The sequence below is a fragment of the Azohydromonas caseinilytica genome (assembly GCF_012927045.1).
GTDB classification, from domain to species: Bacteria; Pseudomonadota; Gammaproteobacteria; order Burkholderiales; family Burkholderiaceae_C; genus Azohydromonas; species Azohydromonas caseinilytica.
The window spans coordinates 194,286-220,569 of sequence record NZ_JABBFW010000008.1 but is presented as its reverse complement, the minus strand read 5'-3'; the positions used below and the strand labels follow the sequence as shown (position 1 = coordinate 220,569).

General features: G+C 70.4%; 20 protein-coding genes. 9 read left to right on the top strand and 11 right to left on the bottom strand.

What is annotated here, in order from left to right; translation table 11 throughout:
- Nucleotides 1–8 precede the first annotated feature (8 nt).
- From HHL10_RS14020 to nifA, 4 genes are all read left to right on the top strand, one after another.
- Nucleotides 9–1,325 (top strand): FAD-binding protein, encoded by a 1,317-nt coding sequence (locus HHL10_RS14020; RefSeq protein ID WP_169160988.1) that lies wholly within the window; start codon nt 9–11, stop codon nt 1,323–1,325.
- Nucleotides 1,322–1,621 carry a ferredoxin family protein gene (locus tag HHL10_RS14015; RefSeq protein WP_169160987.1) on the top strand — a complete coding sequence of 100 codons (300 nt, stop codon included), beginning with the start codon at nt 1,322–1,324 and terminating at the stop codon, nt 1,619–1,621. Before HHL10_RS14020 ends, HHL10_RS14015 begins: the two co-directional genes overlap by 4 nt.
- A gap of 9 nt (nt 1,622–1,630) precedes the next feature.
- Nucleotides 1,631–2,086, top strand: coding sequence for a ferritin-like domain-containing protein (locus HHL10_RS14010; RefSeq protein WP_169160986.1), 456 nt, complete (start codon nt 1,631–1,633; stop codon nt 2,084–2,086).
- 310 nt (nt 2,087–2,396) lie between these two features.
- The gene (gene nifA, locus HHL10_RS14005) at nt 2,397–4,130 is read left to right on the top strand and encodes a nif-specific transcriptional activator NifA (protein WP_169160985.1); all 1,734 of its coding nucleotides are present in this window, start codon (nt 2,397–2,399) and stop codon (nt 4,128–4,130) included.
- Nucleotides 4,131–4,136: 6 nt separating this feature from the next.
- Here nifA and HHL10_RS14000 read toward each other — a convergent pair whose 3' ends face one another.
- The 9 genes from HHL10_RS14000 to HHL10_RS13960 all read right to left on the bottom strand — a co-directional run bounded on the left by HHL10_RS14000 (nt 4,137) and on the right by HHL10_RS13960 (nt 16,406).
- Nucleotides 4,137–6,692 (bottom strand): catalase, encoded by a 2,556-nt coding sequence (locus tag HHL10_RS14000; protein ID WP_235971449.1) that lies wholly within the window; start codon nt 6,690–6,692, stop codon nt 4,137–4,139.
- Nucleotides 6,693–6,881: 189 nt separating this feature from the next.
- A complete protein-coding gene (locus tag HHL10_RS13995; RefSeq protein WP_169160984.1) occupies nt 6,882–7,361 on the bottom strand; it encodes a hypothetical protein in 480 nt (159 codons plus the stop codon).
- Nucleotides 7,361–8,779 carry a CDP-glycerol glycerophosphotransferase family protein gene (locus HHL10_RS13990; protein ID WP_169160983.1) on the bottom strand — a complete coding sequence of 473 codons (1,419 nt, stop codon included), beginning with the start codon at nt 8,777–8,779 and terminating at the stop codon, nt 7,361–7,363. The genes HHL10_RS13995 and HHL10_RS13990 overlap by 1 nt, the downstream gene beginning before the upstream one ends.
- 65 nt (nt 8,780–8,844) lie before the next feature.
- On the bottom strand, nt 8,845–11,490 hold the full coding sequence (locus HHL10_RS13985) for a YidC/Oxa1 family membrane protein insertase (protein WP_169160982.1): 2,646 nt from the start codon (nt 11,488–11,490) through the stop codon (nt 8,845–8,847).
- A gap of 41 nt (nt 11,491–11,531) precedes the next feature.
- Nucleotides 11,532–12,356, bottom strand: coding sequence for a phosphocholine cytidylyltransferase family protein (locus HHL10_RS13980; protein ID WP_169160981.1), 825 nt, complete (start codon nt 12,354–12,356; stop codon nt 11,532–11,534).
- Nucleotides 12,357–12,467: 111 nt separating this feature from the next.
- Nucleotides 12,468–13,661 carry a pyridoxal phosphate-dependent aminotransferase gene (locus tag HHL10_RS13975; RefSeq protein ID WP_235971447.1) on the bottom strand — a complete coding sequence of 398 codons (1,194 nt, stop codon included), beginning with the start codon at nt 13,659–13,661 and terminating at the stop codon, nt 12,468–12,470.
- Nucleotides 13,662–13,762: 101 nt separating this feature from the next.
- Nucleotides 13,763–14,653, bottom strand: a complete 891-nt coding sequence (aepX, locus tag HHL10_RS13970; protein WP_169160980.1) for a phosphoenolpyruvate mutase — start codon at nt 14,651–14,653, stop codon at nt 13,763–13,765.
- 128 nt (nt 14,654–14,781) lie between these two features.
- Nucleotides 14,782–15,213: an HIT family protein gene (locus HHL10_RS13965; RefSeq protein WP_169160979.1), complete on the bottom strand. Its 432-nt coding sequence runs from the start codon at nt 15,211–15,213 to the stop codon at nt 14,782–14,784.
- The gene (locus HHL10_RS13960) at nt 15,210–16,406 is read right to left on the bottom strand and encodes an MFS transporter (protein ID WP_169160978.1); all 1,197 of its coding nucleotides are present in this window, start codon (nt 16,404–16,406) and stop codon (nt 15,210–15,212) included. The genes HHL10_RS13965 and HHL10_RS13960 overlap by 4 nt, the downstream gene beginning before the upstream one ends.
- Before the next feature lie 104 nt (nt 16,407–16,510).
- On the opposite strand from HHL10_RS13960, the gene HHL10_RS13955 reads away from it, so the two are divergent.
- A complete protein-coding gene (locus HHL10_RS13955) occupies nt 16,511–17,392 on the top strand; it encodes a LysR substrate-binding domain-containing protein (protein ID WP_169160977.1) in 882 nt (293 codons plus the stop codon).
- 33 nt (nt 17,393–17,425) lie between these two features.
- Here the strand turns inward: HHL10_RS13955 and HHL10_RS13950 are convergent, their stop codons facing one another.
- Together HHL10_RS13950 and HHL10_RS13945 are read right to left on the bottom strand one after the other, a co-directional pair.
- A complete protein-coding gene (locus HHL10_RS13950) occupies nt 17,426–17,950 on the bottom strand; it encodes a hemerythrin domain-containing protein (RefSeq protein ID WP_169160976.1) in 525 nt (174 codons plus the stop codon).
- Between the two features lie 112 nt (nt 17,951–18,062).
- Nucleotides 18,063–19,040: a chemotaxis protein CheB gene (locus tag HHL10_RS13945; protein WP_169160975.1), complete on the bottom strand. Its 978-nt coding sequence runs from the start codon at nt 19,038–19,040 to the stop codon at nt 18,063–18,065.
- Nucleotides 19,041–19,152: 112 nt separating this feature from the next.
- Here HHL10_RS13945 and HHL10_RS13940 point away from each other — a divergent pair, with 112 nt between their 5' ends.
- From HHL10_RS13940 to HHL10_RS13925, 4 genes are read left to right on the top strand one after another with little or no spacing between them, the layout of a single operon-like run.
- Nucleotides 19,153–23,274: a CheR family methyltransferase gene (locus HHL10_RS13940; protein ID WP_169160974.1), complete on the top strand. Its 4,122-nt coding sequence runs from the start codon at nt 19,153–19,155 to the stop codon at nt 23,272–23,274.
- A gap of 52 nt (nt 23,275–23,326) precedes the next feature.
- Nucleotides 23,327–23,980, top strand: a complete 654-nt coding sequence (locus tag HHL10_RS13935; protein WP_169160973.1) for a DNA ligase-like domain-containing protein — start codon at nt 23,327–23,329, stop codon at nt 23,978–23,980.
- Between the two features lie 9 nt (nt 23,981–23,989).
- The gene (locus HHL10_RS13930; protein WP_169160972.1) at nt 23,990–25,564 is read left to right on the top strand and encodes a sensor histidine kinase; all 1,575 of its coding nucleotides are present in this window, start codon (nt 23,990–23,992) and stop codon (nt 25,562–25,564) included.
- 1 nt (nt 25,565) lies between these two features.
- Nucleotides 25,566–26,255, top strand: a complete 690-nt coding sequence (locus HHL10_RS13925) for a response regulator (protein ID WP_169160971.1) — start codon at nt 25,566–25,568, stop codon at nt 26,253–26,255.
- Nucleotides 26,256–26,284: the final 29 nt, after the last annotated feature.

Here is a 26,284-nt window from a genome sequence, read left to right as displayed (position 1 = left end):
AGATTCAAATGGCCAAGCAAGCCAAGGAAAAGTTCGACGCGATCGTCGTGGGCGCGGGGGCCTCGGGCAACGCCGCCGCCTACACGATGGCCAAGGCCGGGTTGAAGGTGCTGCAGATCGAGCGCGGCGAGTACCCCGGCAGCAAGAACGTGCAGGGCGCGATCCTGTACGCCAACGCGCTGGAGAAGATCATCCCGGACTTCCGCGATGAGGCGCCGCTGGAGCGCCACATCATCGAGCAGCGCATCTGGGTACTCGACGACAAGTCCTTCGTCGGCACGCACTACCGCAGCGACGACTACAACAAGCCGCCCTACAACCGCTACACCATCATCCGCGCGCAGTTCGACAAGTGGTTCTCCTCCAAGGTGCGCGAGGCCGGTGCCCTGCTCATCTGCGAAACCACCGTGGAGGAACTGCTCATGGACGGCCAGCGCGTCGTGGGCGTGCGTTGCGACCGCATCGGCGGCGAGGTCTATGCCGACGTGGTCGTGCTGGCCGACGGCGTGAACTCCACGCTGGCGCGCAAGGCCGGGCTGCACGGCGAGGTCCAGGCCTCCAACGTGGCGCTGGCGGTCAAGGAGATCCTGTTCATGCCCGAGGAAGTGATCCAGCAGCGCTTCAACGTCAAGGACGAGGAGGGCGTGGTCATCGAGATGATGGGCACCGTCACCGAGGGCATGGTGGGCACCGGCTTCCTCTACACCAACAAGGACTCGCTGACCATCGGCGTCGGTTGCATGCTCTCCGACTTCAAGGCCAACCCGCAGCGCACCGCTCCGTACGCGCTGCTGGAAAAGCTCAAGAAGCACCCGTCCATCGCCCCGCTGATCGAGGGCGGCGAGATGAAGGAGTACACCGCGCACCTCATCCCCGAAGGCGGCTTCCATGCCGTGCCGCGGGTCTACGGCGACGGCTGGGTGATCGTGGGCGACTCCGGCGGCTTCGTGAACGCCGTGCACCGCGAGGGCTCCAACCTGGCCATGACCACAGGGCGCATGGCCGGCGAGGCCATCATCGCGGCCAAGGCCGCGGGCAAGGACATGACGGCGGCCACGCTCAAGGCCTACGAGCATGCGCTGGACGACAGCTTCGTGATGAAGGACCTGCACAAGTACCGCGACATGCCGCAGGTGCTGCACACCAGCCCGCAGTTCTTTAGCGCCTATCCCTCGCTGCTCAACCGCGCCGCGCAGACCATGTTCACGGTGGACGGCGTGGACAAGAAGACCAAGGAAAAGGAGATCTTCTCCAGCTTCCGTTCCGCGCGCCGCCTGGGCGGCCTCGTCTCCGACGCTTTCAAACTGTGGAAGGCCTTTCGATGAGCACCATCGCCGTCAACGTCGAGGAGAAGCTGTTCCAGAACCGCTACAAGGTCGATCACGGCCGTCCGCACATCAAGATCAAGGATGCGGCCGTGTGCGCCAACGAGTGCAAGGGACAGCAGTGCACCTTCATCTGCCCGGCCGCCTGCTACAAAACCGAGGGCAACGGCAACGTGACGCTGATCACCGACGGCTGCCTGGAATGCGGCAGCTGCCGGGTGATCTGCACCGAGCACGCCAACGTCGCCTGGGAGTATCCGCGCGGCGGCCACGGCATCCTCTTCAAGTTCGGTTGAGCACGCGGCATGAACGACGTCGAACGTTTCCTGGCCCACGCCGTGCAGCTCGAGCGCGAGGCGGCACGGCGCTACGAAGAGCTCTCGGCCGCCATGGGCACCGAGGGCAATGGCGAGCTCAAGGCCTTCTTCGCCAAGATGGCCCACTACTCGCGCCAGCACCTGGCGCAGGCCAACCGGCGTGCGGGCTTCCATGGCCTGCCGCCGCTGGGGGCCGAGGACTATGAGTGGCCCGAGGGCACCTCGCCCGAGACGGCCGGCTGGGCCGGCGTGGACGCGCTGATGGGCGCGCGCGAGGCGCTGGAGCTGGCCCTGGCCGGCGAGCGGCGCGGCCTGGCGTACTACGGCGCCATCGCCGCCACCACGGCCGACCCGCAGGTGCGCCAGCTGGCGCAGGAGTTCACCAGCGAGGAAGCCGAGCACGTGGCCGAGCTGGAGAAGCTGCTGGCCCGCTGTCCCGCCTGACTCCCAGGCCCCGCGTCCTCCCGGTGCGGACCAACGCCCGGTGGCGATGCCACCCGGCTGCGCCGAGGCGCGGCCGGGAGCGCTGCCTCGCCCTGGCGTGTCGCCCGGTCCGTGCTCGGCCCGGGCGTTTGCGCTGCCTCAAAACCTTGGCGCATCCCCGAGGAAACCCGGTTTCATCGGCGTGCTTATTGCAGCTTGTCCGACGTCATGCCGGCCGTGGCCCCTTCCGTGCCCGAAGTTGAAGCAGGCATGCACCGGCGCGTCGCGGACGGCACCGCCCGCGCTCCGAATCAAGACAAGGAGGTCTGCCATGCACAGTCGTTCACCCCGCGAGCAGCGCTCCCACGTGGAGCTGGTGACCATCTACGAGATCTGCCGCATCCTGGGTGCGTCGCTGGACATCGGGCGCACGTTCCGGGCCGCGCTGAACGTGTTGACCGCGCACCTGGATCTGCCGCGCGCCATGATCGTCACCGCGGCGGAGGACGGTGGCGCGCTGCAGCTGCACAGCGCGGTGGGCCTCACGCGCGAGCAGGCGCAGCGCGGGCGCTGGACGGTGGGCGAGGGCGTCGTGGGCCGCGTCTACGCCACCGGGCTGCCGGTGGTGGTGCCCGACATCGCCAACGTCGAGGAGTTCGTGGACCGTACCGGCGCCTTCGGTGCGACGAACGACGGGCGCATGCTGGCCTTCATTGTCGTGCCGCTCAAGAACGACGGCGTGGTCACGGGCGTGCTGGCTGCGCAGCGCGAGGTGCAGGGGGGGGCGCGGCTCACCGAGGACCAGCGGCTGCTGACCATGGTGGCCACGCTGCTGGCGCAGGCGATGATGCTGCACCAGACCGTGCGCGAGGAGCACCAGCGCATGCAGCAGGAGTCCACGCGGCTGCAGAAGGCGCTGCAGCGCCCGCCGCGCCAGCGCTTCACGCTGGACAACGTGGTGGGCGACTCCGCGCCCATGCAGCAGGTGTTCCTGGAGGTGCAGCAGGCCGCGCCCTCGCGCGCCACGGTGCTGCTGCGCGGCGAGAGCGGCACGGGCAAGGAGGCCATCGCGCGCGCCATCCATTTCCTCTCGCCGCGCAAGGACGCGCCCTTCATCAAGGTCAACTGCGCCGCGCTCACCGAGTCGCTGCTGGAGAGCGAGCTGTTCGGCCACGAGAAGGGCGCCTTCACCGGCGCCGCGGGTGAGCGCAAGGGCCGCTTCGAGCTGGCCCATGGCGGCACGCTGTTCCTGGACGAGATCGGCGACATTTCGCCGGCCTTCCAGGCCAAGCTGCTGCGCGTGCTGCAGGAACGCGAGTTCGAGCGCGTGGGCGGCAGCAAACCGGTGAAGGTGGACGTGCGGCTCATCTGCGCCACCAACCGCGACCTGGAGAAGATGGTGCAGCGCGGCGAGTACCGGGCCGACCTCTACTACCGCATCAACGTCGTCTCGATCTTCCTGCCGCCGCTGCGCGAGCGCCGCGCCGACATCCCGGCGCTGGTCAGCCACTTCCTGGAACGCTTCAACAAGGACAACCGCCGCAAGCTGCGCATCACCACCGAGGCCATGGAGGTGCTGGCGAGCTGCTACTGGCCCGGCAACGTGCGCGAGCTGGAGAACTGCATGGAGCGCACGGCCACGATGGTGCAGGGCGACGTGATCCGCGACCTGGCCTTCCCCTGCCGCCAGAACCGCTGCCTGACCCAGACGCTGCACTTCATCGACAAGGCCGATGCGGTGGCGCCGGCCTTGTACCGCCTGGGTGCAGGCGCCTCACCCGCTCCCGCGCCGGCGCCCGCACCCGGGCCTGCGGCAACCGAGGCGCATGCCGGCGTCGAAGAGGGCGACGGGGGCGTGATCACTATCGGCCCCACCGCGCACGTACGCCCGACGGGGGAGCGCGGCGGCCCCGGCACGCCACCGCAAGGTGAGCGCGAGCGGCTGATCTGGGCCATGGAGCAGTGCGGCTGGGTGCAGGCCAAGGCGGCGCGGCTGCTGCGCGTGACACCGCGCCAGCTCGGCTACGCACTGCTCAAGCACCGCATCGAGGTAAGGAAGTTCTGAGGCTTCTCACACCAGCGGCGGCTCCGTCTGCCGTTGCCAGGCGCGGTGCAGGGCGATGCGGCGGATGAACTCCTCGCCGGCGCCGGCGAGCTGGTCGTCCGGCACGAACAGCAGGCCCGGGTCGCCGCCGTCCTCGGGCAGCGTCGTCACCCCGGCCGCCTCCAGCAGCAGCGCGGCGCCGATGGGCACCAGCAGCGGCTTGCAGTGGCGGTACTGCTGCTGCACGAACTCCAGCGCCAGACCGTCGGCCGCCATCGTGGCCGCGGCGCCCGCGCCGGGCGGCAGCATCGCCGCGTCGAACAGCACGCTGGGCGCGGCCTCGATGGTCACCTCCACCGGCAGCGCGTCGCCCGAGCTGGTCTGCACCACGCCCAGGCGCGCGCCGACATAGCGCGGCACCGCGCCGGCCTGCACCAGCGCCTGGTACACCGATTCCAGCGCCGCGCCGTCCACGCCGTCGCCCACCAGCAGCGCGATGCGCCGCGCCAGGATGCGGCCGTCACCCGGCCGCGCCGCCAGCGACAGGGCCGGGGACACCGCCACCTCCGGCGCCTCCACCGGCGCACGCGCCATGGGCAGCGGCTCGGGCAGCGCCATGCCCAGGTCGCGCGCCACGGTGGCGGCCAGCCCTTCGTCGATGTTGCGCAGCATCGCCACCACGCGCGCGCGCACCGCCTGGGTCTGCACCCGCGTGAGCTCGAAGCGCAGCGCGCGCGCGATGTGGTACTGCTCCACCGGCGTCTGGCTCGCGTAGAACAGGCGAGCCTGCGTGTAGTGGTCCGCGAACTTCTCGGGCTTGGCACGCAGCTTGGTGGGCTCGGCAGTGGCCTGTTGCGCCAGCAACCGCTCGGCGAAGGAGCTGAAGCCGCGGGCCCCGGCCTGGAACGGGCAGCCGCCGGCCAGCGAATTCGGCTCGTAGTTGACCCGGCCGCGGAAGATGCCGTGCTGGTGGAAGCCGTCGCGCTGGTTGTTGTGCACCTCCGCCACCGGTGCGTTGATGGGAATGAGGTGGAAGTTGGGGCCGCCCAGCCGCGTGATCTGCGTGTCCAGGTACGAGAAGTTGCGACCCTGCAGCAGCGGGTCGTTGGTGAAGTCGATGCCCGGAACCACATGCTGCGTGCAGAAGGCCACCTGCTCGGTCTCGCCGAAGAAGTAGTCGGGATTGCGGTCCAGCACCATGCGCCCGACGGTGCGCAGCGGCACCAGCTCCTCCGGCACGATCTTGGTGGCATCGAGCACGTCGAAGCTCCACTGCGCGGCCTGCTCCTCCGTGAAGGTCTGGATCTGCAGCAGGTACTCGGGGAAGGCACCGCCCTCGATGGCCTCCCACAGGTCGCGGCGGTGGAAGTCGGGGTCGGCACCGTTGATCTTGACGGCCTCGTCCCAGTCCAGCGAGTGCGTGCCCAGCAGCGGCGTCCAGTGGAACTTCACCAGCGTGGCCGCGCCCTCGGCGTTGATGAAGCGGAAGGTGTGCACGCCAAAGCCCTGCATGGTGCGGTAGCTGCGCGGGATGGCGCGGTCGCTCATCTGCCACATCACCATGTGCGCCGACTCGGGGCTGAGCGAGATGAAGTCCCAGAAGGTGTCGTGCGCGCTGGAGGCCTGCGGCATCTGGTGGTGCGGCTCGGGCTTGACCGCGTGCACCACGTCCGGGAACTTCATCGCGTCCTGGATGAAGAACACCGGGATGTTGTTGCCCACCAGGTCCCAGTTGCCCTCGTCGGTATAGAACTTGACGGCGAAGCCGCGCACGTCGCGCACCGCGTCGGCGCTGCCGCGCTCGCCGGCCACGGTGGAGAAGCGCACGAACACCGGCGTGCGCTTGCCCACCTTGGCAAAGGGTGCCGCCTTGGTCAGCGCGGTGATGTCCTCGGTGCACTCGAAGTAGCCATGCGCGCCCGAGCCGCGGGCATGGACCACGCGCTCCGGAATGCGCTCATGGTCGAAATGCGTGATCTTCTCGCGCAGGATGAAGTCTTCCAGCAGCGTCGGGCCGCGCTCGCCCAAGCGCAGCGAATGCTGGTTGTCGGCAACGGGCACGCCCTGGTTGGTGGTGATGGCGCGACCGCCGGAGTCGATGCGGTGGCGCTGCAGCGGGCCGTTGTTGGGATTGGTGCCCGGCGTGGCCTTGCTGCCGTTCTTGTCCGAGGTGTTGTCCTCGGAGATGGTGCTGGCCGTGGCATCGAGGTTGTCCGGCGCGGCATGCGCGCCTTCGGGCGCCGGCGTCACCTGGCCGCCCTGCACGTACTCGGCGGGCTTGGTGGGGTTGTGCGGCAGCGAGGCCGACAGCGCCTCGGTGGCGTCGTACTTGGCTTCCAGCCGGTCGGCCGTGGCGAGGTTGCGCACGGCGGCGTTGTCGCTGCTGGTGCCGCTGCCCAGCGCGGTGGCGGCGCGCTCCAGCAGGCTGCGCCGCGTGCGCGCGCCCGTGGTCTTGACCGAGGGGCCGCCCATGGACTGCTTCACGCTGGCGGAGCCCGCGGCCTTGGTTGCCGCCTTCTTGGCGCCGCCGGACTTGCCGGACTCGCTGGGGGACTGGGCTGCCGGTGTCTTCCTCGTGGCCATGTCGTTCTTTCCCGGGTTGTGGAGGGCGATGCCCCGAGGCAATCGGCATTCCCCCAGCCGTTTCACGACCATCGGAATCGCACATCAAGTTGACATAAGTTGCATTGCAGAAAAACACACGTGCAGGCATGAATCCCTCCCGACACGACACGCGCCAAGGCAGGCACCGATCCTGCACCGTGGAGCCGGCTACGCCGCCGAGCCGATCCATAGTACCGACGCGTTGTAGGCCACGTGCATCGCGTACAGCGCCGGTGCATGGACCAGCCCCACCTGCCGCGCCGGCTGGCGAACGGCATGCGCGGCCCGGCCGGCCAGCAGCAGCGCCATGGGCATGGAGGCCAGCGCGGCCGGGCCGGACTGCGGCACGTGCGCCACCAGGAACGACAGGCCGATGATGAGCGTGCAGGCCACCCGGCCCGCGCCGGCACTGGGCCGATGCCGCGTCGCCCTCCAGGTGACCGCGGCAGCCGCCGCCAGCAGCAAGGCCGTTTCCAGCAACGGTCCCCACCACAGCAGCCAGGCCAGCATGGCTGCGGATGGGGACGCCTGCGGCGGTGGCGCACCCAGCCACGCCAGCCCACGGCTGGAGAGCCAGGCCAGCGCCACCGGGAGCACCAACAGCAGGCCGGCGCTGCGGCCCAGGCGCCATGGCCACGGAGGGCGCATCACGCGCTGAGAGCCGTCGCGAGCGCCAGGCCGGCCCCCGGGGCGGCTTCGAGCGGCTGCGCCTGCGCATCCAGGCCGGCCAGCTGCGCGATGCGCTCGACGGCGGCCTCGCTGGCGTGCCCGAAATTCAGCACATGGGTGTCGCGCAACAGCCGGATCTGCGTCGCGCGGACCGGGCTGGTGGTTTCCTCCCGGATGATCTTCGGCAGCGCGGGAACGTCGTCCAGCCCGATGCGCCGGCCGATCAACTCCAGGCTGCTCAGCTCCCAGGGCTCGAACGGCAGGTCCATGGCCTCGAAGCCACGCTTGTCGACACTGAAGTCCATGGTCAGCACGGGCCGGCCGGTCAGGAAGGCGTAGTCGAAGACGATGCCCGAGATGTCGGACACCAGGATGTCGGACATGGCCATGGCCTCGACCGGATCGGCGTTGAAATCCCAGCAGCAGTTCGGCAGCGCCGCGCATTCCCGCTGCAGCCGGGCCAGCAGCTCCGCTTCGGAGCGCGCGCTCTGCGGATGCGGCCGGATGACCAGCTCCAGCCCGGCCTCGGCGATGGCGCGGATCAGCGGGCTGCCGTAGCGCGTGAGCAGCCCGTTCTTGCCCCAGGTCGGTGCCAGCAGCACGCGCGGCACGCGCTGCGGAGCCCCGCCCTTGGCGAGAGCGGCCACCTCGCTGGCCGCCGCGTAGCGCGGCACCAGGCTGTCGTAGTAGACGCAGCCCTCGCTGAACAGCTCCTTGCGCCTGCGTCCGCGCAGCTCCTCCAGGCAGCGGATCACGCGCTCCTGGTGCGGCCCGTTGATCAGCACGGAATCGAAGAAGTCGAAGGAATAGGGCCGGTTGAACGACTTGTCGGTCGGCGAGTGCACGATGTGCATGTAGTGCCGTACATGGGGCGAGCGGCGGATCTGAAGCACATCCAGCCCGGGCGTGGTCATGCACACCACCCGGGCGCGCAGCGTGCGCAACCGTGCCCAGGCCATGTGCCCGTGGCCGATGTGCTCGGTGCGCAGCTGCGGGTACTGGCCGCCCTGCCCCAGTGCCAGCAACGGGTCCTCGGCATCGCTGCTCAGGTAGAGGCACGGCAGGCCGCGGCGCTGCATCTGCTGCAGCAAGGGGCCGAAGGTGCTCCGGTACTGCCGGCCCTCGCTGTAGAACACCACTGGGTGCTCCTCGCGCTGGGCCGCGCGCAGTGCCGCGCCGGAGCGCGGCGACAGCAGCATGCGCACGCGGGTGCCCGCGCGGTAGAGCAAGTCCTTGGCGACGAAGTAGGCCGTGCTGGCGATGCCCACGATCACCGAGAACAGCAGGCTGCCCGTGCCGGGGTCGAGGTAGAGCAGCTGTGGCGGGAGATCACCGCCGGGCACGAGGAGCGCCAGGCCCGTCTCGGCCAGCAACGCTTGCAGATGGAGGTCGAACATGATGTGAAGGTCAGGCTCAGGGCTGCGGGGCCGGCATCACGGCGCCGGAGGGAAGGACGGGCGGCTCATCGATCGGCCTCCGGTGCGGCCAGGCCCGCACCGGCCAGCGCGACGCCGGGCGCCGGGCTCGGCGCGGCATCGGCCTGCAGCTCGCCGTTGAGCGTGCGCCAGCTGCGCTGCAGGCCCACCGCGCCGCTGTTCTCGTGCATCGCGTCGATGACGTAGTCGTGCAGCGTCTGGCCCGCGGGCTGCCACGGCGTCTCGTACAGCCGCACCGGCGGCACCAGCGGCTCGTAGCGGACGGTCTTGCCGGTGGCATGGTCCAGGCAGCCGCCGATCCTGTCGCAGATCAGCCCGGGCACCTTGAAGTTGGCGATGTAGGTGGGGTCCTCCTTGAGCTCGCCGCGGCTGTTGAAGTCCTTCACCATCAGGAAGGCCTGGTACATCGAGTAGGTCTGCTGGCCCCTGACGCCGTCGAGCAGCGGGTTGTCGGAAACCCAGCCGTGGTCCGAGGCGAACACGATGAAGGTGTTGTCCAGGATGCCCTCGGCCCGCAGCCAGTCCACGAAGCGCCCCACCCCGCGCATCACGCAGCGATGGGTCTCGAAGATCCGCTGCGTGTCCTCGTGCCTGAAGCGCGGCGACTCGCGCCGAACGCTGCCACTGCCTCGCGCATCCTCGGGCAGGCAATCCTTGTCGAGCAAGAAGGTCGCGCGCGGCGCCTCGTTGGTGATGAAGTTGAAGGTCGGCCGGTCCGAGTCCACCGCGGACAGCGAGGGCATGGCCGCCAGGCTGAAGAAGTTGTTGAGGTACTTGTCCATGCGCTTCTTCCACGCAAAGGACATCGACAGCCACTGGCCACGGTCGTACACGGCGTTCTTGAGCGAGTGCGGCGCTACCCGGAACACCGTCAGCGCGAAGTACTGCCGCGCCAGCCCGACGAAGAAGTCCTGTGTCTTGTCGGCGGTCACCTCGCGCTTGCGCCGCTCCACACCGCGGCCGATGGAGTGGATGCAGCGCCCCTTGCCGTCCTTGGCGTAGAGCTCGTTGAACAGCTCGCAGTCGCCGGTGCGCACCAGCCCGAACCAGAACGGGTCGGCGTACTGGACGTCGTAGCCCTTGGCGTGGAAGTTGTCGACGTAGATCTTGTAGCCGTCGGTGACCTTCTCCTTCAGCGTCCCGTTGCGCCGCGCATTGACGCCGCCCACCGTGTAGTCCTCGCCGCCGAACACCGACGGTAGGCCGTTGATGGTGCGGTTGCCGCTGGAAATGACGTTGGGATACCAGCTGAAGCCGCGCAGCTGCTCCTTGAGCTGCGGCTCGTCCTCGAAGATGGCCGGCAGGTAGCCGCTCATGGCGCCGTCGAGGAAGACCAGCAGCACGTTGGGCTGGGTCTTGGAGTAGCGGAACAGCTTGGTGCCCTCCGGGTCCGCCTTGGCCAGCTGCTGGTCGATGCGCCGGTCCAGCGACACCAGGCTCAGCCCGGCGCTGAGCACGCTGGCCAGCAGCATCACCGCCAGCGCGTTGCGCATCGCCGCCGGATAGCGCACCGCCGTCCACCAGGCCAGGGCTCCCAGCACAATGAGCAGCGCCAGGTCCAGGACGAGCTTGGCCCCCGTCGGCGCCAGCGCCTGCGGCGTGAAGAACACGAAGTTGTCGAGCATGCCGGCATCGGGCTGATGCACGAAGGCGAAGGCCAGCGCCAGCAGCATCGCGGCAAAGGCCGTGAACGTGGTCCAGGCCCGCAGCGCCGGACCGGCCAGGCGGTACCAGGCCGCGCTCAGCAGCGCGAAGACCGCTGCCGCGGCCAGGCTCGCCAGCAGGAAGAAGCCGACGTAGCCGCTCAGGCCATCGACGTTGTCCTCCAGGCTTGTGAAGCCGATGGGCAGCGCCACCACGAGCAGCATGAACAGGCTGGCGCAGGCCAGCGCGTAGCTGCCCTTCAGCGACGCGCCCAGGCTGTCGAGCAGCCGCTGCGTGCGCCCGCGGCGCAGGCTGGCCCCGATCTCCCGCAGCAACGACGTGAAATGCGAGGGCGCCGCCGCGCCGCGCGGCAGCCTGCGGGTGTACCAGGCGCTCTTGAGCACCGACAGCAGGTTGTTGAAGGTCCAGTACAGCACCAGGCCGCTGGGCGAGTCGTACAGCAGCACCAGGAAGATCAGCGCCACCACCACGCCTTGCGCCCAGTCGGAGCGGGAGGTCTGGCGCGCGTAGAGCTGCAGCGCGTAGAGGTTGATGGCCGTCATCAGCAACGGCATCAGGTGCACGCCGCCGAGCAGCGCGTCCGGCCTGGAGAGGTCGCGCAGGAACAGGAAGGAGGCGCCCACGAACGGCGCGTAATGCGACAGCAGGCCGAAGGCGGCAATGAAGAACGGGATCTGGATCGCCAGCGGCGCCAGCGTGCGCAGGGCGTAGATCGGGTGATAGCCGTGCAGCTTGTAGAGCTGCCGCAGCATCATGTGCAGCTCCTGGCCCTTGAACACGGCCTTGAACTCTTCGACCTTGGGTCGCATGCGGCGTTGGGCCTCGCGCTCCTTGCCCTGCAGGCGCTCGGCCCAGTGATACGCCGGGATCAGCAGCAGGTTGAAGAACACGCTCAGGATCAGCAGCGAGAGCCCGTGGCTCCCGCTGACCTCCCAGCCCAGCCTGAGCACCGACAGCAAAGCCCAGCGAATGGGCGCAATCAGCGCGGTATCGAGCAGTTCCAGCATCGGGGTGTCTTTGTCGTGCTAGGTGAGGAACCGGGCTGCGGTCACGCCGCAACCGCCAGCGGCGGGAACATCGCATTGGCGATCGCCAGGTCCTCGGGCGTGTCCACCTCGAACCACGGCAGGCCATCGGTGAGCACGGCGCGGATCTGCAGGCCTTCGAGCACGAGCGCGTGCATCGCGTATTCCAGCGGTGCCTTGACGCCGGCCCGCGCGATCTCGCCGCTCACCCGGGCCAGCAGCCGCTGGCGCGGCGTGCCGCGCCGCACGAAGCTGAGATTGACGGTCTTGAAGCTGCGCTGCAGCTCGAAGCCGGGCTCGCGCACGCTCTCGTGCAGCCAGGCCGACACCACCCCGCCGTCCACGGTGGCGAAGGTGCCGTTCAGCGCCGGCTCGTACGGCGCCAGCATCGTCGCCGCCTCGGCGCCCTGCACGCCCTGCTCCAGCAGGCGCTGCAGCAGCCGGCGGTCCGTCACCACGTCGCCCTCGATCAGCAGCAGATGCTGCCGCTCGCATTCGGCATCGGCCTCGCGCAGGGCCAGCTCCAGCGACAGCACCGAGCCGCTTTGCGCATAGCGCTCGTTGAGCACGAAATCGACTTCCAGCCCTTGCCCCTGCTCCTGCAGCCACGCGCCGACGAACTGGCGGATGGCTTGGTCGAGGTAGCCGACGACGATGCTGGCGCGCCGCACGCCCAGCGCCGCCAGGTTCTCCAGCATGCGCTCAAGGATGGGCTGGCCGGAGACCGGCACCAGGCACTTCGGCGTCGCCTGGGTGTTCTCCTTGAGCCTGGTGCCCAGGCCGGCGGCGAGGATGATGACGTGGGTGTCCGCGGCCAGTTGGCGCAGTTCGTTGCTGATGGCAGTCATGGTGCAGAAGTTCGGGAAGTCATGGGCGTGCGGGGAGCGACACTGGCCCCTCGCGCACGCGGCGCCGCCGCTGGACGGCGGCGCGGGATGGGGCGACGTGAAAGGGGCTGCTCAGCGCAGCCGCTGCAGCAGCCGGCGCAGGCGATGCAGTCCCTCGACCACATCGCCCGGAGCGATCGCGTAGGAGACGCGCACGCTGCTGGGGTCGCCGAAGGCGGCGCCCGACACCAGGGCGATTTGCGCCTCGCGCAGCGCCAGCTCGCAGAACTGGTCCACGTCGGCCACGACCAGATCGCCCAGGCGCCGGCCCAGGTGCGCGGAGATGTCGAGGAACAGGTAGAACGCGCCCTGAGGCGGCGCCACCTTCACCTCGGGCATGTCGGCCACGATGGCCAGGGCCTGGCGCAGCCGCTCATCCAGCGCCCGGTTGATGGCGGCAATGAAGCTGCCGTCGTCATGGGCCAGCGCGTGGCTCACGGCGTACTGCGCAACGCTGCTGGGGTTGGAAGTCGTGTGCCCCTGCAGGTTCTCCATCGCCTTGATCACCTCGGCGGGCGCGGCCACGTAGCCCAGGCGCCAGCCGGTCAGCGCATGGCTCTTCGAGAACGAGTTGACCAGCACGGCCCGCTCCTTGAGCCGCGGCTCGATGGCCAGGATGTGCTTGTGCCGGTGGCCCGCCCGCACCAGCGAGGCGTAGCACTCGTCGAAGATGACCCAGAAGTCGTGCTCGATGGCCAGCGCCGCGATCTTCGCCAGCTCCTCGCGCCCGTAGACCGCGCCGGTGGGATTGTTGGGCGTGTTGAGGATGAGCGCCCTGGTCCTGGGCGTGATGGCCCGCTGCACGTCGCTGGCCAGCAGCTGGTAGCCGTGCGGCCGGGTGTCCACGAACACCGGCCGGCCCTGCGCCAGCTCCACCTGCGTCGGGAAGGTCACCCAGTACGGGGCGGGGATGATGACTTCGTCCTCGGGGTCGATCAGCACCATCGCCGCGTTGTAGAGCGCCTGCTTGGCGCCGGCGGTGAGGCCCACCTCGTTGTGCGCGTAGGCCACGCCGGCATGCCGGGTCACCAGCGCGGCCACCTGCTTGCGCAGCTCGGGCAGGCCCAGCGTGGGCGTGTAGATGTTGTGGCCGCCGTCGATGGCCTTGCGGGCGCCCTCCTTGACCAGCTCGTCGGTATCGACGTCGAGCTCGCCGGCGGCGAAGTTGATCACCTGCAGCCCCTGCGCCTTGAGCTCGTTGGCGATGGTGCGCATCTTGGAGGTGCCCGGCGGCGCGATCCTGCGGGTACGTTGGGCCAGCGTCATGGATAGATCCTTGGCAAGGGCGCGGCGGGCCTGTCGGCGCCGCGCCGAAACGGGGTTGGAAGAAATGGAGAGGTGGAGCGGGCTTGCGCCGGCGGCGCTGCTCAGCGCGTCCCGGGGATGAGATGCAGGATCTCGTCGATGCCCAGGCAACGGGGCTCGACTTCCAGCGTGCGGCCGTTGCGCAGGATGTCCTCGGCCACGCCCTTCATGGCCAGGTAGGCGCTGCGCAGCATGTGGTTGGCGTAGATCACGACGTTGAAGCCCGCGCCCTCCAGCTCCTCGAACTTCAGGTGCGCGTAGCTGGTGGGCACGCACACCAGCGGCACATGGCGGTGGTACTCGCGGAACAGCTGCGCGAACTCGATGATCTCCTGGCCGTCCTTCTTGCGGCTGTGGATCATGATGCCGTGGGCACCGGCCTCCACGTAGGCCAGGCAGCGCCGCATCGCGTCAGCCATGCCCTGGTCGAGGATCAGGCTCTCGCAGCGGGCGACGATCATGAAATCATCCGTCAGCAGCGCCTCGCGCCCGGCGCGGATCTTGTCGCAGAACTCCTCGACGGCATCCTGCTGCTGGAACACGTCGTTGCCCAGCAGCGAGTTCTTCTTCAGGCCGCGCTTGTCCTCGATCACCACTGCCGACACGCCCGCGCGCTCCAGGGCGCGCACGTGCAGCGCGAAGTGCTCCGGCTTCCCGCCGGTGTCGCCGTCGAAGATCATCGGCAGCGCGCTGACCTCGAATATGTCATGCACGTTCTGCAGCCGGTTGCTGGCGCTCAGGATCTCGATGTCGGGCAGCCCCTTGTGGGTCGAGTCGGTCAGCGAGCTGGACCAGATCGCGTCGTAGCCGACGTTCTGCCCGGGCGCGGGCTCGAAGCGCGCATGCTGGGCCAGCAGCGCGGAGATGGGGCTGTGCGCTTCAAGAGCACGCAGGCAGCGCTTACCTTGCAGCAGGCGCCTGAGCTGGGCACGGCGTTTGTCTGAAGTGAGCATGGCTGGTCAGATGCCTTCCAGGGTTCGGTTCCGGGAACCAGAGAGATCGACGAGGTGGCCCCCGCCGCGAAGCGGCTGCGACGCACAGGCGAGGCGCCTCCCGGGACGGGAAGCGCTCTCGCCACTGCTCAGCGCGTCCAGCGGTCGGCGAGCAGGGCCCGCCATCGATCGAGCGTTGCCGCATCGATCTCCAGGCCGCGCAAGACATCCACGGGCCTGGGAAAGTCGGTATCGCGACACTCGATCCCATCCAGCGACAGCGCTGCCGCGTAGCGCGGGATCGCATGGAAATGCGGATTGGGATCGACCATCATCAGCGCCAGGTAGTTGAACCTCACCGCCGGTGCCACGCGCCGGACCGCGGCCTCGAAGCCCGCGATCTCGGCAGGCAGCTGCGCCCCGGCGGCGGCCTCCAGCTCGCCCAGGCTGTTCACGTCGGCGCGGGCCGCGATCACGCAGCTCAGCGGCGTGGGCTGCACCGGCCGGATCAGCACCACCCAGTGCTCGAACTCCCGCACCAGCGCGGCCGGATGGTTGAAGCGCCGCAGCGTCGCGTTCATGCGGCCTCCCCGGCACGCGGCCATACCCGCAGGAACAGCCAGGTGCCCACCACCGAAGCCGCCAGCAGCACCAGCAGCACCGGCCCATGGCCGTTGAAGGCGCTCAGCAGCCAGGCCGCACCTATGGGGCCCGCGGCCCGCGCGATCACGGCCGGGGCGCCCAGCACGCCGCTGTTGCGGGCGTAACGCCTGGCGCCGAACAGGTCCAGCGGCGCCGTGGCCTTCACCACCGTCATCAGGCCCAGGCCTAGCCCATAGGCGATGACGAAGACCAGGCACAGCTCCGGACGCCATTGCGCCAGCCACAGCGCCGCCAGCGACAGCGGCATCAGGCTCAGCGTGAGGATGCCCACGCGCCGCGCATCCATGCGGTTGCCCATGGCCAGGTCCAGCGCCCGGCCGGCGGCCTGCATCGGGCCGATGCACGCGGCCAAGCTCAGGGCGTTGGCCGCGTCCAGCCCGCGCGACTGCAGCGCGGGAATGACCTGCACCGCCATGGCCGCCGTGATGAAGCCGTAGATCGTGAAGCAGGCGCCCAGCTGCGCGAAGGCGCTGCGGTGTTGCGTGGTCATCGGCTCGGCGTCAGCCACGCCCCCGGCCGGCTCGGTGCTGGTGGAATCCTGGGAGTCCTCGGCCAGCCGGGACCGCGGCAGCCCCAGGTGCACCGGCAGGCACACCAGCAGGTGCAGCACCGCGAACACCAGGGCGGTCTGGCGCCAGCCCAGTTGCGTGCTGAGATAGTGGCTCAGCGGCCAGAACACGGTGCTGGCCAGGCCGCCGACGATGGTGAGCCAGCCGATGCGGCGGCGCCGGTCCGCCCGGAAGCTCTGCACGATCACGGCAAAGGCGGGCTCGTACAAGGTCAGCGCCATGGCCAGGCCCAGCATGGCCCACAGCGCGTAGAAGGCCCACAGCGCGCTCACGCCGTACAGGCCCAGGAAGGCCACTGCGGCCAGCAGCGAGCCCGAAGCCATGACCACGCGCCCGCCCCAGCGATGCAGCGCCACGCCGACCGGGTAGGTGGCCACGCCCCAGACCAGCAGCGCCAGCGAGAACGCGCCCGCCATGGTGTCGGCATCGCAGCCCAGCGCCAGCCGCATCGGCCCGGCCAGGACCGCGAAGGCGTAGTAGAGGCTGCCCCAGGAAATCAGCAGGCTCAGCGACAGTCCCGGGACCAGCAGGCGTGAGGGCATTTGACATTCACAAAACTGACACACACCCAGTGTCCGAGCCGGCCAACCCATGCGGCAAGCGAGTTTTCTGCCATCATCCGTTGACTTTTAATCAACTCATTGCCATGGCCGTCCGTCCCCCGCTCAACGCCTTGCACGTGTTCTGCACCGTCGTGCGCGAGGGCAGCTTTCGCCAGGCGGCTCAGGTGCTGTGCGTCACCCCCGGCGCGGTGAGCCGGCAGGTCCAGGCGCTGGAGGCGCACCTGGCGCAGGTGCTGTTCGACCGCAGCGCCGGCGGCCTGGCGCTGCTGACGCCGGCCGGCCGGCGGCTGCACGAGCGCGTGGCCGACAAGATGGCCGCCATCGCGGCGGCGCTGGAAGGCGGCACGGCGCGCCGGCAGGCCTCGATCCTGGTGGACACCAGCGTGACGCTGGCCATGCACTGGCTGATTCCGCAACTGCGCTTCTTCACGGAGCGTTACCCGCGCACCCACGTGCAGGTGCGCACCGTCGAGGGCGACATCGACCCGGCGGCGCCGGTGGACGTGTTCATCCGGCGCGAGACCGCCGAGCTGCGCGGCCTGCCCTCGCGGGTGTTCATGACCGAGCGCTCCGTGCTCGTGGGCAGCCCCTCGCTCATGCCGCAGCCGCGCCCGCGCGGCGCCGGCGACCTGCGCTGGCTGTCCCGGGTCGCGCGCATCGGCGCGCGCTCGCGCACCGACCTGTGGCCGCGCTGGTGCGGCGCTCACGGCCTCGATGCCAAGGCCCTGGAGCCGACGCTGGAGTTCGACAACACCGTGCTGGCCATCCAGGCCGCGGCGCAGGGCCTGGGCGCCTGCGTGGTGCCCGAGGCTTTCGTGGCCGCCATGCTGGACAGCGGCACGCTCAGGCCACTGCATGCGGCCCGCATCGATACCGGCTCCTATTCCTTCGCCGTCGGTCGCCGGCGCGATGCCGCGCGCATCGGCACCTTCACCGACTGGCTGTGCGAGATCGCCGCCGGATAGCAGACCGCCTCAGGGGGCAGCCCGCACCGGCGCTCAGGCCGGCAGCGGCGCGCGGCTCGGCCGGCGCGCGGCGAAGACCCGGCGCGCGGCGGGGAACACCACGCCCTCCTCCAGCGCGATGTGGTCCTGGTACAGCTCGGCGAACAGCTCCACGCCCTGGCGCAGCTGGTCGAGGTCACAACCGCTGTAGCCCGCGGCCAGCGTGGCCAGTTGCGGGCTCAGCTCCAGCCAGCACTGCTCCAGCCAGCCATGGTCCTGCTGCAGCCGCTGCACATGCTGCGTCAGCTCCGCGTCGCCCTGCTCCAGCAGCACCGGGAACACCAGGTCCTCCTCGTCCTGATGGTGCTCGCGGGCCCGGCCGCCGAAGAAGTCGCGGATCTCCTCGGCCTGCGTCCGCGTCCGGGCACTCGCGCCCTGCGCCTCGATCAGGCCAACCAGCTCGCGCAGCTGCTCCAGATGCGTCAGCACCTGGCGGTGCGTGGCATCCAGCGACTGCAGCGAGTCGATGGCTGGCACCGCCAAACGCTCGGGACGTTGATGGTTGAGCAGGGCTTGCATGAGCGTTTCCTTGTCGACGGGATGAAGGACATTGTTGACAAGGCGCCCTCGTGAACTTTGTGGCACATCAAGTCCGCGCCGCTCATCCCGGACGCGCTTGGAAAGATTCGTGTCAGCCCTGCTCCACCAGGCCGCGCAGCATCTCGGCCTGCTCGCGCAGTTGCCCCGCTTCGGCCTCGACCTGTGCCGCGCGGGCCTCGTCGCCCGCGGAGCGCTCCAGCGCGGCGACCTTGCGCAGCAGCAGCTCCTTCTCCTGCAGCGCGCGCACGGCCGACCACAGCGCGTTCTCGGTAGCCTCCTGCTGCACCGCCGCCAGCGAGCGCAGCGAGAAGGCATGGCCGGTATGGCAGCGGTAGCGCGGCGGGCGCGCTCCGCTGATCTCCCACAGCGTGCCCTTGCAGTCCGGGCACACCAGCGTCGAAGGCACGCCGACCTGACGCAACTCGTCCATGGCGTTCTCACCTCCTACCCCGGCCAGGTGCTCGTGCACCAGGCTCACCGGCAGCGCTGCGGCCGCGGCCGGGGCGGCCTCCTGCACCAGCTCCACCAGCAGCGCTCCAACACGCTCCAGCGGCACGCAATGATCCACCTCCACCGCCTGCAGCGCCGCGCTGGGCATGCCCGGGTCCTCGGCGTCAGCCGGGTCCTGCACCACCACCAGGCCGCCGCACTGCTTGATGGCCTGCAGCCCGGCGCTGCCGTCGTCGAGCCCGCCGGTGAGCAGCACGCCGATGACGCGCGGGCCCTGACTCAGCGCCGCGGAGCGGAACAGCGGGTCCACCGCCGGACGGGTGTGATGCTCCTTGGGGCCGCGCGTGAGCCGCACCGCGCCATCCTCCAGCAGCAGGTGGTGGTCGGGCGGGGCAATCAGGATGCGCCCGGGCTTGAGCCGCTGGCCGGATTGGGCATGGGCCGCGGGCAGCGGCCCGACCGCCTCCAGCAGGGCGGGCAGCGTGCTCTCGTAGGGGCCGACATGCAGCACCACGCACACCGCCGCCGCGAAGTCGGCCGGCAGCGCCGCCGCCAGCACGCGCAGGGCGCGCACGCCGCCGGCGCTCGCGCCGATCACCACGATGTCGCGTCTGGTCATGCGCACAGCCCTCTGTGGAAGTATTCCAGGGGGCAATCCATGCGCCCGACATGCCCGGCCCCGGGTGCATCCCAGGCACCGACAATGGGGCACCGGTGCCAAGACAAGCGACATGACGACCAACGACCAACCTGCTTCCCTGGTGAACGAGGCCGCCCTGAAGCCCAGCCGCCTGGACTTCCCCGTGGTGGGCATCGGTGCCTCGGCCGGGGGCATCCCGGCGCTGCAGGCCTTCTTCAAGGCCATGCCCGCGGACTGCGGCATGGCCTTCGTGGTGGTGCTGCACCTCTCGCCCCGGCACGCCAGCAACCTCGTGGCCTTGCTGCAGGCGGTCACGAAGCTGGCGGTGCTGGCGCCCGAGGACCCCACGCCCATCGAGCGCAACCATGTCTACGTCATCGCCCCGAACCGGATGCTGGCGATGAACGACAGCTACCTCAGCGTCAACCCGCTGGAGCGCCCGCAGGGGCGGCAGGTCACGATCGACCTGTTCTTCCGCACCCTGGCGGTGGTGCACCGCGAACGGGCCTTCGCGGTGGTGCTCTCCGGCGCGGGCTCCGACGGCGCGGTGGGCATCCGCCGCATCAAGGAGGAAGGCGGCGTGACGCTGGCGCAGCAGCCGCAGGAGGCCGAGTTCGACGCCATGCCGCGCGCGGCCATCACCACCGGCGCGGTGGACTGGGTGCTGCCGGTGGCCGACATGCCCAGGAAACTCCTGGACCTCTGGGCCAATGCCCGGGCCATGGAGTTGCCCGGCGCGGTGGAGCTGGGCCTGCGCGTGGACGCCCCGCCCAGCGCCGAGGCCATCAAGGACGCCGAGGAGGCGCTGCGCGACGTGCTGGTGCTGCTGCGCGCGCGCACCGGCCACGACTTCCGCAACTACAAGCGCGCCACGGTGCTGCGCCGGCTGGAGCGGCGCATGCAGGTCAACGGCGTGCCCAACCTGCCGGCCTACCGCGCCTTCCTGCAGGCCAATGCCGACGAGGCGAACGCCCTGCTCAAGGACCTGCTCATCGGCGTGACCAACTTCTTCCGCGACGCCGAGGCCTTCGAGCTGCTGCAGCGCCAGGTGGTGCCGGAGCTGATGGAACAGGCGGTGCACTCGCCCGCGGGGCTGCGCGCCTGGGTGGCGGGCTGCGCCACGGGCGAGGAGGCCTACTCCATCGCCATGCTGCTCACCGAGCAGGCCGCGCAGCTGGCGCAGCCGCCCAAGATCCACGTGTTCGCCACCGACATCGACGAGGCCGCCATCGGCACGGCGCGGCTGGGCTGCTATCCGAGCGCGATCGAGACCGACGTCTCGCCCTCGCGGCTGCGGCGCTTCTTCGACAAGGAGGGGCACCAGTACCGCATCCGCAAGGAGGTGCGCGAGAAGGTGATGTTTGCCGCGCACAACATCCTGCGCGACCCGCCGTTCTCGCGGCTGGACCTCATCAGCTGCCGCAACCTGCTCATCTACCTGGACCGCGACGTGCACGGCGAGATCCTGGAGATGTTCCATTTCGCGCTCAAGCCCGGGGGCTACCTGTTCCTGGGCAGCTCGGAGTCGGCCGACACCGCCTCGCAGCTCTTTTCGGTGGTGGACAAGAAGAACCGCGTCTTCCGCGCCAACCCCGTGACGCGCACGCCGCGCTACGTGCCCACCCTGGCCACCGTGGGCTCGGCCAGCAGCGTGGCGCCGGCGGGCGTGGCGCGGCCGGAAAAGCGCAGCTTCAGCTTCGCCGAGCTGCACCACCGGCTGGCCGAGCAGTACGCGCCGCCGTCGGTGCTCCTCGACGCCGAGGGCCTCGTGGTGCACCTCTCCGAGCAGGCCGGGCGCTTCCTGCGCTACGGCGGCGGCGCGCCCTCGCACCGGCTGCTGGACCTGGTGCAGCCCGAGCTGCGGCTGGAGCTGCGCACGGCCCTGTTCCAGGCCGCCAGCACGGGCAAGAGCGTCGAGGCGCGCCGCGTGCACCTCGGCAGCGAAGGCCGCCCGCGCTACGTGACGATGACGGTGCGCCCGGTGCAGGAGACCGGCGCCGGCGCCGGGCTGTCGCTGGTGCTGTTCGACGAGGTCGAGGACTCCATGGCCGGCGAGGCGCAGGTGCCCGACGCGCAGGGACGCGACCCGCTGGTGGCGCAGCTGGAGGACGAGCTGCGCCGCGTCAAGGAGCAGCTGCAAGCCACCATCGAGCAGTCCGAAACCTCCAACGAGGAGCTCAAGGCCAGCAACGAGGAACTGCAGGCCATCAACGAGGAGCTGCGCTCCACCACCGAGGAGCTGGAGACCTCCAAGGAGGAGCTGCAGTCGATCAACGAGGAGCTCATCACCGTCAACCACGAGCTCAAGACCAAGGTGGAGGAGACGGGCAAGATCAACGACGACCTGCAAAACCTCATCGCCTCCACCGACATCGCCACCGTGTTCGTGGACCGGGCCATGAGCATCAAGCGCTTCACGCCCCACGCCACCAAGCTCTTCAACCTCATTCCCACCGACGTCGGCCGCTCGCTGCTGGACATCACCCACAAGCTGGACTACCCGACCCTCGCCGACGACGCGGTGGAGGCCTTCCAGTCGCTGCGCCTGATCGAGCGCGAGGTGCGCACGCAGGACGGGCGCTGGTACCTGGCGCGGGTGCTGCCTTACCGCACCACGGAGGACCGCATCGAGGGCGCGGTGCTGACCTTCATCGACATCACCGGCCGGCGCGAGGCGGAGGAGACGATGCGGCTGCTGGCCGAGAGCACCAAGGACTACGCCATCCTCACTTGCGACACCGAGGGCCGCATCACGACCTGGAACCCCGGCGCCGAGCGCGTCTTCGGCTGGAGCGCGGAGGAGGCGGTGGGGCAGTCGATGAACATGCTGTTCACGCCCGAGGACCTGGCCGCCGGCATGCCGCAGCAGGAGCGCGCGCAGGCCCGCGACTCCGGCCGCAGCGAGGACGACCGCTGGCACCTGCGCAAGGACGGCAGCCGTTTCTACTGCAGCGGCACCACCACGCCGCTGTACGAGAAGGGCGAGCTGCGCGGCTACGGCAAGATCGCGCGCGACCTCACCGGCAGCAAGCGCGCCGAGGCCGAACGCGAGGCACTGCTGCAGCGCACGGCCGCGGGGCGCGCGCAGGCGCAGGCGGCCAACGAGATCAAGGACGAGTTCATGGCCGTGCTCTCGCACGAGCTCAAGAACCCGCTGAACCTGATCCAGCTCAGCGCCGAGCTGCTGCTGCGCATGCCCGAGGCGCGCGCGCTGCCGGTGGTGGTGCGCGCGGCCGAGACCATCCAGCGCACGGTGCGCAGCCAGGCCCAGATCATCGAGGACCTGCTCGATCTCTCGCGGCTGCACACCGGCAAGCTGGCGCTGCACCGCACGGGCATGGACTGGAGCGTCACGGTGCGCACCATCGCCGAGGCCATGCTGGAGGAGGCCACGGGCAAGCGCATCACGCTGGCCCTGGAGCTGCCCGAGGGGCCGGTGATGCTCGACGCCGACCCGGTGCGCATGGAGCAGGTGGTGTGGAACCTGCTCACCAACGCGCTGAAGTTCACGCCCGAGGGCGGCCATGTGGGCGTGGCGCTGCGCGTCGAGCAGGGCCAGGCCGAGCTGCAGGTGCGCGACACCGGGCGCGGCATCGCGCCCGAGGCGCTGCCGCAGGTGTTCGACATGTTCAAGCAGGCCGAGCCGGGCACGCGGCGCCGCGGCGGCCTGGGCATCGGGCTGGCGCTGGTGCGCAGCCTGGTGCAAGGGCATGGCGGCCAGGTGCGGGCCGAGTCGGCCGGGCTGGACCACGGGTCCTGCTTCAGCGTGCGGCTGCCGCTGGCCGGGCAGGCGCCGCTGGACCAAGGCCACGCCGGCGCGGCCAGCGGCTCGCTGCGCGGACGGCACGTGCTGCTGGTGGACGACGATGCGCAGGCGCTGGAGCTGCTGCGCCAGCTGCTGGAGCTCGAAGGCGCCAGCGTGCAGGCCGCCTGCACCGCGGCTGAGGCGCTGGAGCTGGTGCAGCAGCGGGTGCCGGACCTCTTGGTCACGGACCTGGTGCTGCGCGGCACGGACGGGCTGCAATTGCTGCAGGCCCTGCGCCAGAACCCGGCGCTGAAGGCGCTGCCGGTGATCGCGCTCACCGGCGTGGGCCGGCCCGGCGACGCGCGCCGCGCCATCGCTGCGGGCTTCGCCGCGCACCTGCGCAAGCCGGTGACGCTGGACAAGCTGCTGGCCACGCTGCGCGACGTGCTGCCGCCGCAGCAGGGCTGAACGGGCGGGCACAAGGGATGCCCGCAACCCAAGACACACGAGCTTGTTGCCCATGCCCCTTGCCTCCTGCCCGCCCGGGCCGCCGCTGGACACCCTGCAACTGATGGAACCCGGCATCGGCACGGCGCCGTTCAACAGTGCCGCCTGGGCCTTCGCAATGCCCCTGTCCGGCCACCGCATGCTGGCCGAGCTTGGAGCCGAGGCCGGTGCAGGCGCGTGCGGCGCCCGGCTGCGCAGCCGCCGCGGCGTGGACAGCACGCGCTGGTTTCCGGAAGTGGTGCGGGCCCTGGGCGGGCTGCGCGTGCCGGGCCGCCTGGTGGCGGAGGGTGAGATCTGCGTGCTCGACGCCGCCAGCCGTCCCGATCCGCAGCGCCTGCATGAACGCGCCTTGCATCCCGGCCGGCGACCGGGCACCAGCGCGGTGGTGCTGTGCCTGCGCGACCTGCTGGTGTGGGAGGGGCGGGACGTGCGCGCCCTGCCCTGGCTGGAGCGCCGCCAGCTGCTGCACCGGCTGCCGCTGCAAGGCCGCCGCGCGCTCCAGCTGCAACGCACGCTGCGGGCCGAGGGCCGGTGGCTGTGGCAGCAGGCGCAGGCACTGGGCAGGGACTGCGTGCATGCCTACCGGTGTGATGCGCCCTACGTGGCCGGGCCCGGCATCGGCTGGCTGCGCATTCCTTGCGCCGCGACGGCGGAGCTGGCGGCCTGAAGGAGCGGCATGAGCAGCGCACTCTTTCCCGAGCTCGAGGTCGAGCGCGCCACGCTGCAGGCGCTGTTCGAGCTGGATGGCATGGGCTTGGCGCAGGCCGACCCGGCCACCGGGCGGCTGCTGCGCGTGAACCGCGAGCTGGCCGCCATGCTGGGCCGCACCGAGGAGGAGCTGGTCGGCCGCAGCTTCCTGGACTTCACGCACCCCGAGGACCGCGAGCGCAACTGGGACGGCTTCCAGCGCATGGCGAGCGGCGAGCGGCACAACCTGCGCCTGGAAAAGCGCTTCCTGCGCCCCGACGGCGCCACGGTCTGGGTGCTGATGTCGGTGAACCTGATGCGCGACGAGGGCGGCCAGCCCGCGCGCACGCTGGCCGTGGCCATGGACATCAGCGAGCGCCGCCGCGTGGAACAGGCGCTGGCGCAGAACCGCGAGCGGCTGGAGCTGGCGCTGTCGGCGGCGCACCTGGGCCTGTGGGAGTGGAGTTTCGCCACCGGCGCGCTGTGGGCCTCCGACGAGGTGCTGGAGATCACCGGCCTCACGCGCCGGGAGCTGGAGCGCGACGCCGACTGCTGGCGCCGGCTGGTGCACCCGGAAGACGTGGAAATGATCTGGGCGCTCGACGAGGCGGCGCGCCGTGGCGGGACCTTCCATGCCGAGTACCGGCTGCTGCGGCCCGACGGCACGCAGCGCTGGGTGGCCAACCATGCCCGCACCGTGTGCGACGCCGCCGGCCAGCCGCTGCGCATGGTGGGCACGCTGGCCGACGTCAGCGCGCGCAAGCAGGACGAGGCGGCGCTGCGCCAGGCGCATGACGCGCTGGAAGCGCGCGTGCAGGAGCGCACGGCCGAGCTGGCGCTGGCCAACACGCAGCTGGCCAACGAGGTGGTGGAGCGCCGCGCCACCGAGGCCCAGGTGCGCGAGCTGCTGGGCCAGCTCGTCAACACCGAGGAAGAGGAGCGCCGCCGCCTCGCGCGCGAGCTGCACGACTCGCTGGGCCAGCACCTCACGGCGCTGACGCTGGGCCTGAAGGCGGTGCAGGAAGATCCGGCGCTGCCGGCGGCGCTGCGCGAGCGCCTGGCGCAACTGCGCGAGGTGACGCGGCGGCTGGACGGGGACGTGGACCGCCTGTCCTACGAGCTGCGCCCGGCCGTGCTCGACGACCTCGGCCTGAACGAGGCGCTGCGCGAGCTGGCCGGCGCCTGGGCCGAGGACAGCGGCGTGCCGGTGGACATCCACACCCGCGGTCTGCGCGGCCAGCGCTTCGGCGCCGCGCAGGAGATCACCGTGTACCGCGTGGTGCAGGAGGCGCTGAACAACGTGCGCAAGCACGCCGCCGCGACGCGCGTGGGGCTGATCGTGGAACACCGCGACGGCGAGCTGCGCGCCATCGTGGAGGATGACGGCCGCGGCATGGAGGCCGAGCTGTGGCATCCGGTGGCCGCGCCGCCGGGGCAGCGGCTGGGCCTGCGCGGCATGGCTGAACGCGCCCGGCTGGCCGGCGGCCGGCTGGAAGTGGAAACCGAACCGGGCCGGGGCACCACGGTGTACCTGAGCATCCCGTTGAGTACCGAGGAGGATTGACATGCATGTGGTCGAAGGCACGAATCACCGCTGGCGCGTGCTGCTGGCGGACGACCATGCGGTGCTGCGCGAGGGCCTGGCGATGCTGGTGTCCACGCAGCCCGACATGGAAGTGGTGGGCCAGGCGCGCAGCGGCCGCGAGGCCGTGGCGATGGCGCAGAAACTCAAACCCGACGTGGCGGTGCTGGACGTGTCCATGCCGGACGTGGGCGGCGCGGAGGCCGCGGAGCAGATCCACGCCAACTGTCCGGAGGTGCACGTGCTGGCGCTCACGCGCCATGCCGACCAGGGCTACCTGCGCCGCATGCTGCGCGCCGGCGCCGCGGGCTACGTGGTCAAGCGCGCCGCGGGAGACGCGCTGATCGGCGCGATCCGCACCGTGGCCGGCGGCGGCACCTACGTGGACCCGAGCCTGGCCGGCGCGCTGGTGGCGCGCATGATCCGCCAGCCTGGACAGGACAGCGGCGGACGCAAGCGCCCGGCGCTGAGCGAGCGCGAGGAGCAGGTGCTGCGCCTCATCGCCTGGGGCAAGAGCAACAAGGAGGTCGCGACGCAACTGGGCATCAGCGTCAAGACCGTGGAGTTCTACAAGGCCGGCGCGCTGGACAAGCTGCAGCTGCGCAGCCGCACCGACATCCTGCGCCACGCCCTGGCCGAGAAGTGGCTGAGCGAGGAAGACGATCCGGAATAACCGGTTTGCGTGGCGGGCCGGCCTGCAAA

Bases quoted from the DNA above. Each gene is read 5' to 3' on its own strand.
- HHL10_RS13975 (WP_235971447.1), bottom strand. From the start codon at position 13,661: ATGACGCTGGCCCAACGTACCCGCAGGATCGCGCCGCCGGGCACCTCC.
- HHL10_RS14000 (WP_235971449.1), bottom strand. From the start codon at position 6,692: ATGGCCACGAGGAAGACACCGGCAGCCCAGTCCCCCAGCGAGTCCGGC.
- HHL10_RS13925 (WP_169160971.1), top strand. From the start codon at position 25,566: ATGCATGTGGTCGAAGGCACGAATCACCGCTGGCGCGTGCTGCTGGCG.
- aepX (WP_169160980.1), bottom strand. From the start codon at position 14,653: ATGCTCACTTCAGACAAACGCCGTGCCCAGCTCAGGCGCCTGCTGCAA.
- HHL10_RS13935 (WP_169160973.1), top strand. From the start codon at position 23,327: ATGCCCCTTGCCTCCTGCCCGCCCGGGCCGCCGCTGGACACCCTGCAA.
- HHL10_RS13960 (WP_169160978.1), bottom strand. From the start codon at position 16,406: ATGCCCTCACGCCTGCTGGTCCCGGGACTGTCGCTGAGCCTGCTGATT.
- HHL10_RS14010 (WP_169160986.1), top strand. From the start codon at position 1,631: ATGAACGACGTCGAACGTTTCCTGGCCCACGCCGTGCAGCTCGAGCGC.
- HHL10_RS13980 (WP_169160981.1), bottom strand. From the start codon at position 12,356: ATGACTGCCATCAGCAACGAACTGCGCCAACTGGCCGCGGACACCCAC.
- HHL10_RS13965 (WP_169160979.1), bottom strand. From the start codon at position 15,213: ATGAACGCGACGCTGCGGCGCTTCAACCATCCGGCCGCGCTGGTGCGG.
- HHL10_RS13990 (WP_169160983.1), bottom strand. From the start codon at position 8,779: ATGTTCGACCTCCATCTGCAAGCGTTGCTGGCCGAGACGGGCCTGGCG.
- HHL10_RS13955 (WP_169160977.1), top strand. From the start codon at position 16,511: ATGGCCGTCCGTCCCCCGCTCAACGCCTTGCACGTGTTCTGCACCGTC.
- HHL10_RS13945 (WP_169160975.1), bottom strand. From the start codon at position 19,040: ATGACCAGACGCGACATCGTGGTGATCGGCGCGAGCGCCGGCGGCGTG.
- HHL10_RS14015 (WP_169160987.1), top strand. From the start codon at position 1,322: ATGAGCACCATCGCCGTCAACGTCGAGGAGAAGCTGTTCCAGAACCGC.
- nifA (WP_169160985.1), top strand. From the start codon at position 2,397: ATGCACAGTCGTTCACCCCGCGAGCAGCGCTCCCACGTGGAGCTGGTG.
- HHL10_RS14020 (WP_169160988.1), top strand. From the start codon at position 9: ATGGCCAAGCAAGCCAAGGAAAAGTTCGACGCGATCGTCGTGGGCGCG.
- HHL10_RS13985 (WP_169160982.1), bottom strand. From the start codon at position 11,490: ATGCTGGAACTGCTCGATACCGCGCTGATTGCGCCCATTCGCTGGGCT.
- HHL10_RS13930 (WP_169160972.1), top strand. From the start codon at position 23,990: ATGAGCAGCGCACTCTTTCCCGAGCTCGAGGTCGAGCGCGCCACGCTG.
- HHL10_RS13940 (WP_169160974.1), top strand. From the start codon at position 19,153: ATGACGACCAACGACCAACCTGCTTCCCTGGTGAACGAGGCCGCCCTG.
- HHL10_RS13950 (WP_169160976.1), bottom strand. From the start codon at position 17,950: ATGCAAGCCCTGCTCAACCATCAACGTCCCGAGCGTTTGGCGGTGCCA.
- HHL10_RS13995 (WP_169160984.1), bottom strand. From the start codon at position 7,361: ATGCGCCCTCCGTGGCCATGGCGCCTGGGCCGCAGCGCCGGCCTGCTG.